10 protein-coding genes are annotated in these 11707 nt (G+C 45.2%); 9 read left to right on the forward strand and 1 reads right to left on the reverse strand.

Translation table 11 applies throughout. The annotated features are described in order from the left end of the window. Nucleotides 1–8 precede the first annotated feature (8 nt). Nucleotides 9–782, forward strand: a complete 774-nt coding sequence (locus ACHUFZ_RS06005) for a siderophore-interacting protein (protein ID WP_394126335.1) — start codon at nt 9–11, stop codon at nt 780–782. A gap of 39 nt (nt 783–821) precedes the next feature. Here the strand turns inward: ACHUFZ_RS06005 and ACHUFZ_RS06010 are convergent, their stop codons facing one another. Beyond that, on the reverse strand, nt 822–1691 hold the full coding sequence (locus ACHUFZ_RS06010) for a LysR family transcriptional regulator (RefSeq protein ID WP_394126336.1): 870 nt from the start codon (nt 1689–1691) through the stop codon (nt 822–824). 202 nt (nt 1692–1893) lie between these two features. On the opposite strand from ACHUFZ_RS06010, the gene ACHUFZ_RS06015 reads away from it, so the two are divergent. The 8 genes from ACHUFZ_RS06015 to yqfB all read left to right on the forward strand — a co-directional run bounded on the left by ACHUFZ_RS06015 (nt 1894) and on the right by yqfB (nt 11561). Continuing rightward, nucleotides 1894–2295: a hypothetical protein gene (locus tag ACHUFZ_RS06015; protein WP_134837039.1), complete on the forward strand. Its 402-nt coding sequence runs from the start codon at nt 1894–1896 to the stop codon at nt 2293–2295. Nucleotides 2296–2369: 74 nt separating this feature from the next. Further along, nucleotides 2370–4049 carry an RluA family pseudouridine synthase gene (locus ACHUFZ_RS06020; RefSeq protein WP_394126337.1) on the forward strand — a complete coding sequence of 560 codons (1680 nt, stop codon included), beginning with the start codon at nt 2370–2372 and terminating at the stop codon, nt 4047–4049. 120 nt (nt 4050–4169) lie between these two features. Then, nucleotides 4170–6326 (forward strand): diguanylate cyclase, encoded by a 2157-nt coding sequence (locus ACHUFZ_RS06025; RefSeq protein WP_394126338.1) that lies wholly within the window; start codon nt 4170–4172, stop codon nt 6324–6326. Nucleotides 6327–6485: 159 nt separating this feature from the next. Then, complete coding sequence (locus ACHUFZ_RS06030; protein WP_394126339.1) at nt 6486–6953, forward strand: OsmC family protein; 468 nt, start codon at nt 6486–6488, stop codon at nt 6951–6953. A gap of 8 nt (nt 6954–6961) precedes the next feature. Then, nucleotides 6962–7399, forward strand: coding sequence for a hypothetical protein (locus ACHUFZ_RS06035; protein ID WP_394126340.1), 438 nt, complete (start codon nt 6962–6964; stop codon nt 7397–7399). Between the two features lie 81 nt (nt 7400–7480). Then, nucleotides 7481–8671, forward strand: a complete 1191-nt coding sequence (locus ACHUFZ_RS06040; RefSeq protein WP_394126341.1) for a DEAD/DEAH box helicase — start codon at nt 7481–7483, stop codon at nt 8669–8671. Between the two features lie 206 nt (nt 8672–8877). Continuing rightward, nucleotides 8878–11163, forward strand: coding sequence for an ATP-binding protein (locus tag ACHUFZ_RS06045; RefSeq protein WP_394126342.1), 2286 nt, complete (start codon nt 8878–8880; stop codon nt 11161–11163). Nucleotides 11164–11246: 83 nt separating this feature from the next. Next, nucleotides 11247–11561, forward strand: coding sequence for a N(4)-acetylcytidine aminohydrolase (yqfB, locus tag ACHUFZ_RS06050; protein ID WP_394126343.1), 315 nt, complete (start codon nt 11247–11249; stop codon nt 11559–11561). Nucleotides 11562–11707 lie beyond the last annotated feature (146 nt).

The raw sequence follows: 11707 nt of genomic DNA on the forward strand, positions 1-11707 counted from the left end.
GTCGTAATATGAAAAAGCCATCACCAAAACAAGTTGCTGTCGTCGCTACTGAGTCCATCACACCAAACATGCAGAGAATTACTTTCCAATCAGAGTCATTACGTGAGTTCCCTGCCAACTGTGAAGGTAGTTACATCAAGCTATTGTTTACCCCGTCAGGCTCTACTGACCTATCGACAATGGGCCCAGACGACAGACCGGTTATGCGCACTTACACTATTCGTCAGTTTGATGCCCAAGCAGGTACTATCGAAGTCGACTTTGTAAGGCATATTACTGAAGATCTTCAGTGTGGCTTCGCAGCACGTTGGGCGATGGATGCAAGCGTGGGTGACACTATGTCGATTGCTGGTCCTGGTGCGATTCAAGATATGAACACCGAAGCTGATTGGTTCTTTATGACGGCAGATATGACCGCATTACCAGCCCTATCAGCCAAGATCAAACAACTGCCTCGTGATGCAAAAGGCTATGCCGTCGTGAAGGTTGTTTCTGAGCAAGACATTCAACCTTTCGACGCACCAGAGCAACTTGCTGTGCATTGGGTATTTGAACAAGACGATCTTGCTGAATCAGCGCGCCAGCTAGAATGGCTTGATGGTAGTGCGTCAGTTTGGTGTGCGTGTGAGTTTGATTCGATGCGCGCCCTGCGCCAATACTTCAGAAATGAAAAGCAGGTAGAACGCGAAAATATCTACATCAGCAGCTATTGGAAACAAGGCGTTGCAGAAGATGGCCACAAAATGATCAAACGACAAGATGCCGAAGCACAAGAAGCGTAAAACGCAAAAATTAAGGGGGAATACTATTCCCCCTTATTGTTAACCTAGTTTTTCCGCCAAGAAATCAATCAGCAAACGTACTTTTGGTGACAAGTTACGATTTTGCGGATAGAGCGCCCATATCCCTTCTCTCTCATCACGATATTCGGTCAGAACTTCCACCAGCTCCCCTGAGTCTAACGCTTCCTGAACATAGTGATCAGGCAACTGCGCAAGGCCTAAGCCTCGCTTGGCCGCGTCTAATAGTGCGTAGCCAGAGTTACAGTGAATACGCCCGGACACTCGCATCGACTTCTCACCTTTGGTATCTCTAAAGCGCCAATATTCCACAGAACCCACTAAGCACTGATGATTACTCAGCTCTGATAACGTATGAGGTTCACCAAGTCGGTCTAAATAATCTGGGCTGGCACACACGTAAAGCTGTCGGCTTGAGAGACGCTTAGCGATAAAACTGGAGTCTTGCAGTCGACCAAGACGAATCGCCACATCGACTCCAAGCTCAATAAGATCGAGCTTTTGGTTAGTGAGCATCAAGTCGAGATTCACCTGCGGGTAGATCTCTAAAAACTGATGAAGTAGAGGAGCAAGGTGTTGTTCACCATAAGTAACCGGCGCCGTCACTTTAAGCAGCCCTTTTGGCGTTGATTGCATTTGGGTCACGGCTAATTCAGCTAACTCAAGGCCCTCAACCAAGTGCTTACACTGTTGATAATAGAGCTGCCCCGCTTCCGTGAGCGATACTTTACGCGTGGTACGATTGAAAAGCTTAACCGCTAAACGTTCTTCTAATGCAGACACTCGTCGACTTATCTGAGCGACGGAAGTATCTAATTTTTTTGCTGCGGCGGTAAATGATTGGGTCTCTGCTACCCCAACAAATTCACTTACCCCTTCCCAGTTGGCCATAAGCTGCTCTGCAATATTAGGTGTTATTTTTGCGAGCATTATTACAGATATGCAATAGAAGTGGCAATGTAGCGGATGCTTCAGAGATTGGTCAAAACTCCACCCGATAGCACAACAATGAGGTTTAAGCGTATCAAGATCACATTTCTAATGACACTTTATGCTAGAGTAACGCTCTGTTTCGCTTTTCTAATTTCTAGCTATGTCCAAACTTACCCTTTCCATCGGTGCTATTGTTTCTGCCATTTCTGTTCTTCTTGCTTGGGTGTTTATTCCAACACATGTCAGACTCAGCAGTGAAATTTTAAGTAAACCAATTGGTAACGGCTTTCAGATTGTTGGCTATAAAGCTCTATCAACTAAACCAGAAGATGGCAAACTCAATCATTTCTTCCTGATTGATAGCAATGGCGACGTAAAAGACGCCGAACCATTTTTGATCACCTCTGACCCTTTCATTCAATTTGAAACCACCGACGAAAACAAACTCTCTTTGACCGTCAAAGGCCGTATCAAGCACTTTGATAACGATCTTTGGGTAGAGCGTGAAGATGGCACTGTCCAACACTGGTTCATCAGTGTAGATGCCGAGTACACGCGTTAGTAATTCTTTGTAGCATTCACACCTCAAACAGGTAAAATCAGCGCCAATTGATTTTACCTGTAGTGAATAGTTATATGCACCACCCTAACAACCTGTTTATCCGCTTTGCCTCTGATATTTCCAACTATTCACTACCAGAAAAGTTCACCTTTCCGTTCTACTATCAAGCGCACCCTTTATGTGTACTAGCAGCAAATCAACTGCAAGAACACCTAAAGCACCAGCAAGAGTGGCAGCACGATTTTGGACTCGATAACTCGGCCAATGGCACAGGCAAGATGTTTGGTGTTTTGCTAGTTGAATCTGCGCAAGGTGAGATCGGTTACTTGTCAGCTTTCTCAGGAAAAATCGCAGACTCAAACTTGCTACCGGGCTTTGTTCCACCTGTGTTTGATATGCTGGCGGAACAGAGCTTTTTCCGTTCAGAACTAGCCGAAATCACTCAAGTCAGTGATGAAGTAAGGTCGCTCGAATGTGAACCAAAACTACTACAGCTTAGAGAAGCGTTAAAAGCGGCACAAGAGCAATACCAAGCAGAAGAACAAGCGCATCGAGCGCAGATGATTACCAGCCGTGCTGAGCGTAAAGCGCGCCGAAAAACTGCAGAACAAACGCTAGATAAAACGGATGTGGATTCACTGCTCGTTGAGCTTGGGAAAGAGAGCGTGGCTGAAAAAAACGTTCTCAAATACCTAAAGCTCGAATGGGACGCTAAAATTGCCGAGATTGAATCAGAGCTGAATGTGCTTGAAGACGAACTCACCTCGCTGAAAGACCAGCGCAAGCAGATGTCTAATACATTGCAAAACAAGCTATTCGAACAGTACCGATTCTTAAATGCTAACGGCCAGCAAGAATCATTGAGAGCGATCTTCAAACCAACCGCAACACCGACTCCACCAGCGGGTGCCGGAGAATGCGCCGCGCCTAAGCTGTTACATTACGCCTTTAAGCATGGCTTTAAGCCGTTGGCATTGGCTGAGTTTTGGTGGGGTGCTTCGCCAAAATCAGAGATCAGGCAGCATGGTAAGTTCTACCCGTCTTGCAATAGTAAATGTCAGCCAATTCTAGGCCACATGATGCAAGGCTTAATGGTTGATGATAACCCACTAGAAGAGAACTGGGCTGAAGACAAAGAGCTTGAGATTCTCTTTGAAGATGAGTCAATGGTGGTCGTTAATAAGCCTTCAGGCCTACTGTCTGTTCCGGGCAAAACCATTACTGACTCGGCATACACGCGCCTGCAACAACGCTACCCTGACGTTGAAGGGCCTTTTGTGATTCATAGATTAGACATGGCGACTTCTGGCCTGTTGGTGTTTGCTCTGACCAAACGCGCCAATAAGAGTCTGCAAAAGCAGTTCATTTCGCGCAGCGTGAAGAAGCGTTATGTCGCACTACTTGATGGGGTAATCGAGGAGGCTCAAGGTGAGATCAGTTTGCCAATGCGAGGCGACCCTGTAGACCGCCCTCGTCAGCTAGTTTGTTATGAGCATGGCAAACCTGCAGAAACCTATTGGGAAGCCATTTCTACTATCGACAACCGAACTAAGTTATATCTATACCCGAAAACAGGTAGAACGCATCAACTTCGCGTTCACTGTGCCCACCACCTTGGACTCAATATCCCTATGGTTGGTGACACCTTATACGGTGAAAAAGCAGATAGACTTCATCTTCATGCCGAGCGTTTAGAGTTTGATCACCCATACAGCGGCGAACGATTAAGTTTTCAGGTCGATTCGGAGTTTTAATACCGGGCAGCCATAACTTAATAAGCCACTGTTCTAATCACGACAAATATCTTTAATTGAACAAAACTTACATTTAGACTACCCATACCGTATAATCTCAACTCCGAGAAAGGAGTTGAGATGTCATCAGCCGCACTACAAAAAATTCAAGCCTTACTGGCACAAATGCAAATCTACTATGGTGTAGAAGGTTTTTTTCGCCTAAAAAGCGCAATCGAAGCGATCTGTCTAGAGTATGACTTCCCTCTCCCTCTTGCACACAAACACTTTCTTGCGGGACTTCAGCATGATCGCCTCGATCAACTTGATGAAGCCATCACACAATACAACCTTTGTTTAAGCCACTGTACGTTGGCGGATAAGCTGCTGGGCCTTCACGTTCATATTCTAATGGGCTCCATTTACGCGGATCGGGAAGACTACCATCAGGCCCATCACCTCTACAGCTATGTATTGGACAATACCCGCTTTCTTGATAACAACTATCGAGCATTCGCCTACACCAATATTAGCGACTTTCACCTGTGCTTAAAGCAATACGAGTCGGCGCTAAAGCTTGCGTCACTCGGTGAGCAAAGTGCTCGCACGGTTGGTAACCATGTCAATCAGTCTATTTGCTTACTCAATATGGGCTACGCACTGGGCTATCTTGGTCAGTCAACTGAAGCGGTCAAATATATTAAGCAAGCAAAGCAGATAGCGAACTCGATGAACAATACGCGCGTGGAAGCAATCTCTAACGGTTACTTGGCTCAAGTGATGTCCGTTAACGAGGGTTTCCCTGTACAGACCGTTATCGAATATTTTGAGCAAGCTGAAGAGCTCTATAAGTTAGTCATTGACACTCATAACCGCCAAGAAAACCTGGTCTACTTTGCTCAATATTTAGAAAAGCACGGCTTGGATGAGCGAGCAGAGCAAATTTGTCGAGAGCTGACGTCAAAGATAGACGCCAACAGCAATTTTAGCTTCTTTGAAATTGTGTACAGCACCTTAATACATCTTACGGATAAGCATAGCCTCCAGTCAGAGGTCATTGCGCTACAAGGAGCTCTGAACAAAGCCACCAAGGCAGCGTTGGCACGCTCTCAAGACAAAGAGTATTCGGCGATATTAAGCAATGTGAAGCAATCCACTGCTGCTCAAGAGCGCCTGCTCCTTGCTCAGATGGAAGAGCACATTGGCTTGATCACCGAAATTGGCCAGCACATTGCGACTTCGGACAGTATTAAGCAGCAACTGCCTTTTATCTTCGACAAGATTGGCGCTATTTTCCCAACCGACGAATTTGGTATTGCTCTGTATGACAGTAACACCCAAATCTTGAGCTATGACTACTTTTACGATCGCGATGGTTTTGTTGAAAGCACATCCATCGACTGTAACCGAGAGTACTCCGTCGGAAGCTATGTGGTACAAACCAAAACCACGGTTCACCTCAATCATATCGTTGATGAGTCGTTTGACTCTATGGTGCCAGCAGAGGATCGCCAAAAGGTTGATAGCATTCATTATGACAGGTCGAAGCCAGTTCAATCGATCATATTGACGCCTATCACGCTTGGCAATCGCGTACTCGGTGTACTGTCGATTCAACACAGGCTGGCAGACCAATATCAGCAGTACCACCGTAATCTATTCGAACAATTGGCTAACTTTATCGCCATTGCACTAGAAAACCATGTGCAGAAACAACGGCTGCAGCAAGTGAATAGACAACTTGAAGTCCTGTCACAAACGGATCCACTGACGGGACTGTATAACCGCTATCAACTCGACACTATTGGCCCAGAACTAACCCAGCACGCGGCAAACAGACAGAATAACCTAGCGGTGATTATGATAGATATTGACTACTACAAAGGCTTCAATGACTTCTATGGGCACCAAATGGGTGATAGTGCTCTAACTGAAGTGGCAGCGGCGATGAAAACAACATTCTCTAGTAGCAATGATCATCTCTTCCGCTATGGTGGCGATGAATTCTTGATACTGTGCGACAACCAATCACTGCAAGAGATCGAGGATAAGCTACTCACATTGCAAAAATCTATTGAATCACTAAGCCTTTCCAACCCGAGGTCGGCGTGTAGCCAGCTTTTGACCCTCTCTATAGGCGCGGTGAATTTCATGCAAGTTGAAAGCAAACATGTGGGTTTCAATCTATTGTGTAACCTCGCAGATAGAGAGCTGTATAAGTCGAAACAAAACGGCCGTAACACCTACAGTATTGTCGGTAGGACAATCAGCGCACCGCGCCCTACTCTTGAAATCTAGCTTCTCTAGAAAATAACCATTAACTCAAGCTCTTGGTTTTAACCGAGGGCTTGTCACTCCTGAGACTTACTTCGCTTTTTGTACTCTGCCGACACATAACCACTCGTCATTGCGCAGTGAAAACCGTAGCATGTCAGTATCTATTCAAGGAGTGATGATATGTCTAGTTATTCTGCTGTTATTAAATGGCACAAAGGAAACCATGAGCCTTTCAGTGACAATCAATACAGTCGTGGCCACACCTGGGAATTTGATGGTGGTGTGACTGTCCCCGCTTCCTCTTCGCCACATGTGGTTCCACTGCCGCTCTCCGTCGAGGAGAATGTTGATCCAGAAGAAGCGTTCATCGCCGCTATTTCTAGTTGTCATATGCTGACCTTCCTCGGTATCGCCGCCAAACAGCGCTATGTCATCGAGAGCTATATTGATCATGCAGTGGGCCTTATGGAAGAAGATGAGCACGGCTATACCTCGGTGACCAAAGTAACACTGCGTCCCAAGATCGTATTCTTAGGAGATAAACGGCCAAGCCGTCAGCAGCTAGAAAAGCTTCATCACCTCTCCCACCAGCATTGCTTTATCGCCAACTCAGTGAAAACTGAAATAACCACTGAAATCTTAGATTAGGGACCACTATGAAAAAGAAAGGCTTATGGCTGATTGGTATTGGTTTCGGCCTGTTTGTTATTTATGGCCAGCAGACAGGTTTATTTGGTTCAAGTAACCCAGATTCGTTCCCTAAATTGCCGCAAACACCAGACTTTGTGGTTTCAACTGTTCATGATGGCGAATGGCTAGGTCGACGCATTGACGTCACTGGCAATAACCTCTGCGAGAGAACAACCATGACCGGAGTGGTTAAAGGTGGCTTAGCGAAACTCACGCTAACGTACAACGGAACTTCACTAAAAGGATGGATCAACCAAGAAACCAGCGAGCTCGTTCTGTATGCCACCAATCGTCAATGGGATTATCGCTTCCAAGGCACGGTCAGTAAGAACAGAATTCAAGGTAATTGGTATCTGACTAACGGTCCTTGTAAAGGTAACTGGTATCTAGAAAAACAAAGCTAATCACACTCGCGACTTCATGCTACACTCTGCGTCATTAAAGGGATGAAACTCCCCTGATTCATCTAGATCCAGAGTGTAAACATGCCATTCTCAAAACTCGGCTTAAGCCAATCTATCACTACCGCAATTTCTGAACTTGGTTACGACAAGCCAACCAACATTCAAAACAAAGCTATCCCTGTCATTCTTGATGGCGAAGATTTGATTGCTGCTGCTCAAACCGGTACCGGTAAAACAGCAAGTTTTGTCCTACCAATTTTGGAAAAACTATCGCGCGGTGAAACTCAACGTAAGAAGCGTATTCGTGCGTTGATTTTAGCTCCAACTCGCGAGCTCGCGGTTCAGGTTGAGCAGAAAGTTCAAGAGTACGGCAAACACTTGAACCTTACTTCTTTAGCAATGTACGGTGGCGTTGACGAACAGCCACAGAAACAAGCATTGATCGAAGGCGTAGACATTCTTGTTGCTACACCTGGACGTTTGCTTGATATGTATGGCAAACGCGCCGTCTATTTTGAAGAAGTCGAAATCTTAGTCCTCGATGAAGCTGACCGTATGTTAGATATGGGCTTTATTGAAGACATCAACAAGATCTTAGACAGACTGCCAACAGATATTCAGAACCTGTTGTTTTCCGCGACGCTTTCGAACAAGGTTCGCGATCTTGCAAAAACCGCTGTTCACAACCCATATGAGATTTCAATTGCGGCTAACCAAGCGTCGAAGAAGAACATCGAACAATGGCTAATTACGGTTGATAAAGATAAGAAGTCTGCTCTTCTAAGCCACTTAATTAAAGAGAACGAATGGGATCAAGCGTTGATCTTCATTGAAACTAAGCATGGCGCAGCTAAATTGGCGAGCCAACTTGAAAAGCGTGGTATCGAAGCTGAAGCCTTCCACAGTGGTCGCAGTCAAGCAATCCGCTCAAAGCTACTGGAAGATTTCAAAGCCGGTAAAATCAAATACATGATCGCCACTGGTGTTGGTGCCCGAGGCATTGATATCGAAGGGCTAAGCCGTGTAATCAACTATGATTTACCTTTCCCAGCCGATGAATATGTCCACCGCATTGGTCGTACAGGTCGTGCGGATGCGCAAGGTGAAGCAATTTCGTTCGTGTCGAAAGATAACTTTAAAAACCTTTGTATGATTGAGAGCCGTTTGGGTCACTTACTTGAGCGCCGCGAAGTGGAAGGGTTTGAGCCTCGTAAGCCCGTGCCTATCTCTATCTTAAACTACGTACCAAAACACAAGCGTACCGAACAATAGCTGATGACCCCCTAGCCTAACCTAGTTGCTGGCGCCCTTTCGTCAGCAACCATTTCTTTCTTGTTCTAATCCCTCTCGACAACTCACTCTTGGTTACTCATTTATCTCTTTGTGAAGGTTCATATTTACCATCAAGTCGGTACTGCATTTTAATTACATCGTCTACGCTTATGGTTAGGTAACAACATAAGGCTAAAGGGGTAAGTATGGCTGGGACTGATTATGTGTCTCTTCTATGGTTATTAGCCTGTACATGTATTGCCTTTTTTATGCAGGCTGGCTTTACTCTTGTCGAAACAGGCTGTGTTCGCGCAAAAAACTCGGTCAATGTGGCGATGAAAAACATGGCCGACTTTTTAGTTGTGTCAGTCGTGTATGTCTTTGTTGGATTTCACCTCGCTCAAGGCAGTTCTCTGCTCTCTTTCAACACCTTTCCTCTTGCTTCTGAGCAGCTCCCAATACTCATGTTTAACCTTATGTTCGTAGCCACCGCAGCGACCATTGTTTCGGGCTGTGTAGCTGAGCGAATGAGTTTCCGCGGATATATTTACGCATCCGCATTAATTGGGCTACTCACTTACCCGGTAGCCTCTTATTGGACATGGAACCCTAATTCTTGGCTATCTTCATTAGGCTTTCATGATTTTGCCGGCGGCGCGACGGTTCACGTTGTCGGAGGAATGATTGGTTTAATTGGCACTATGGTTATTGGCCCCCGCAAAGACCGCTTTAACTCTGATCAGCAAGTTAATGAGATCCCATCATACAACCACACCCTCGTTACAATTGGTGTATTTCTAATGGTGTTTGCTTGGATGGGGTTTAACGGTGGCAGCTTGTATCAATTTAACGAACGGGTTGCGACGGTCCTGTTTAACACCCTAATGTGTGGCGTGGTTTCCGGCTTCATCACGTTAGTTTTGGTCCATCGTTCTAAACACATTCCCGTGTTCGTAACACTCAATAGCGTGTTAGGCGGCCTAGTGATCGTCACTGCCGGCGCCGACATCTTCAGCACCTTGGATGTCCTCTTGCTTGGTGTCATGGCTTCTCTCACCGTTTATTTCGGTGACAAATTACTGATCATTTTACGTATTGATGACCCAGTCGGCGCTATTCCCGTCCACCTATTTTGCGGGTTTATCGGTACACTTTATGCGGGGGTTACTTTAAGCTCTCTCGAACAATCCAATCTATTATGGAGGACGACAATACAGCTGATCGGATTGTTGGCGATTTTGCTTTGGTCAGCGATTAATTCGTATGCTTGCTTTTATCTACTCAAGTATTTCAAGATTCATCGGGTCAGCGAACAAGCGGAACAACTTGGGCTCAATGTCTCCGAGCATGGCGTGAAAATGAGTTGGTTGGAAACTTTAAACGTTATAGATAACATCAGTCGGGATGGCGATTACTCTCGCCGTGTACCCGTCGAAATCGGCACAGAAGCCGGTGACGTAGCCATGTCGTTTAATCATTTAATGGATAGACTCGAATCCAATATTGACGTACTGCAACATGTCGCCAAGGGCAACCTAAATGATATTAACGTTAATCCAAGTAGTGACAAAGACGTGATGGCTAACTCTCTTCACTCAATGATTATCAGCTTACGATCGTTAATCAATGAAGTCGAAGATGAGATTCAAAATAAAGACATGCAGCTAGAGTCGAGCGAGCATTCAATTCAAACTTTGATTGAAAAATTCAAACGCACTCAAGATCAACTCATGGAGGCAGAAAAAATGTCTGCACTCACTGGTATGGTGGTTGGTGTGGCTCATGAGCTCAATACTCCTTTAGGCATCTCTGTGACCAGTTTATCCCTGCTCAGTGAACAGCTTGACGATGTGGCCGATAAGTTCTCAGGCAAAACAATCACTACAGACGACCTCAACAAATTCCTGCAAATCGCTAACGAATGCGTTGAAATGATCGTCAGTAATATCAATCGCTCGGTCGCCCTAGTCAGTAAGCTCAAACAGATCAATCAAAAAATGACTGCGGAAGAAGCAAAAGTCATAAACCTTAAACAACTCCTCGACGACGCCGTCCTTCACGAACAATGCATCCTATCTAATAAATCGATTGGCATCGAAATAGAGTGTAACGCATCACTGCAGCTATTCCTGCCGCCAATATCTTTACAATGCGTGTTAGAGGAGCTTCTTAACAATAGCGCGGTACATGGATTTATCGGCAATGAGACGCAGCAAGAACGAATGATCTTACTCAGCGCGAATGAGGAAAATGGCAAGCTTAATATTGTTGTCGAAGACAATGGTGTCGGCATTTCTCCTGAGAACCAAAAGAAAATCTTCCAACCCTTTTTTACTACCCTTAGAGCTAAAGGTGGCACGGGGCTTGGCATGCATATGGTATACAACATTTGCACGCAGAAACTTGCTGGTGTGATTGACGTAAAAAGTGAAGTAAATAAGGGAACCCGAATCGCACTATCGATAGATACTGTAGCCGCGGTCACTCAATAGCACTTTCTAAAGTAGCGCGACTCAATTAAAATGCCGCTCCCATTATCTAGAGCTTTCACTCATAAATCTAAGCAGGTAACGCAATGGAAGCACCAACTAAAATTACTTTCTTCGAGTTTTTAACTCCCTTAGTCGCGTCAGGAAAGAAAACCATTACGATCAGAGACGAGCCTGAGTCCCATTATGTACCAGGCACAACGGTTGAAGTTTACACGCTTGAAACTGACCAAAAGGTATGTGAAGTGAAGATTCAGTCGGTCAAACCGCTGCACTATGACGATATTAATCAGTTCCACGCAGAGCAAGAGTACATTGAGCTGCCAAAGCTTAAGAAGCTGATCAGAGAAATTTACCCAAACACAGACACGCTATTTGAAATCAGCTACGAGCTTGTTTGATCTAATTACGTCCTGCAGGTAGCGATCACTGCCTGCTAGGCTCAATATTTGACCCTAGTCCCAAAGTTTACTTTTAACCTCACCCAATTCCTTACTCAACTACACTTATATAAGAAAAACTTCAATTTAATCAATATCCTCTTATT

This window comes from Vibrio hepatarius (assembly GCF_043642085.1).
GTDB lineage: Bacteria > Pseudomonadota > Gammaproteobacteria > Enterobacterales > Vibrionaceae > Vibrio > Vibrio hepatarius_C.

Bases quoted from the DNA above. Each gene is read 5' to 3' on its own strand.
- ACHUFZ_RS06005 (WP_394126335.1), top strand. From the start codon at position 9: ATGAAAAAGCCATCACCAAAACAAGTTGCTGTCGTCGCTACTGAGTCC.
- ACHUFZ_RS06010 (WP_394126336.1), bottom strand. From the start codon at position 1,691: ATGGCCAACTGGGAAGGGGTAAGTGAATTTGTTGGGGTAGCAGAGACC.
- ACHUFZ_RS06015 (WP_134837039.1), top strand. From the start codon at position 1,894: ATGTCCAAACTTACCCTTTCCATCGGTGCTATTGTTTCTGCCATTTCT.
- ACHUFZ_RS06020 (WP_394126337.1), top strand. From the start codon at position 2,370: ATGCACCACCCTAACAACCTGTTTATCCGCTTTGCCTCTGATATTTCC.
- ACHUFZ_RS06025 (WP_394126338.1), top strand. From the start codon at position 4,170: ATGTCATCAGCCGCACTACAAAAAATTCAAGCCTTACTGGCACAAATG.
- ACHUFZ_RS06030 (WP_394126339.1), top strand. From the start codon at position 6,486: ATGTCTAGTTATTCTGCTGTTATTAAATGGCACAAAGGAAACCATGAG.
- ACHUFZ_RS06035 (WP_394126340.1), top strand. From the start codon at position 6,962: ATGAAAAAGAAAGGCTTATGGCTGATTGGTATTGGTTTCGGCCTGTTT.
- ACHUFZ_RS06040 (WP_394126341.1), top strand. From the start codon at position 7,481: ATGCCATTCTCAAAACTCGGCTTAAGCCAATCTATCACTACCGCAATT.
- ACHUFZ_RS06045 (WP_394126342.1), top strand. From the start codon at position 8,878: ATGGCTGGGACTGATTATGTGTCTCTTCTATGGTTATTAGCCTGTACA.
- yqfB (WP_394126343.1), top strand. From the start codon at position 11,247: ATGGAAGCACCAACTAAAATTACTTTCTTCGAGTTTTTAACTCCCTTA.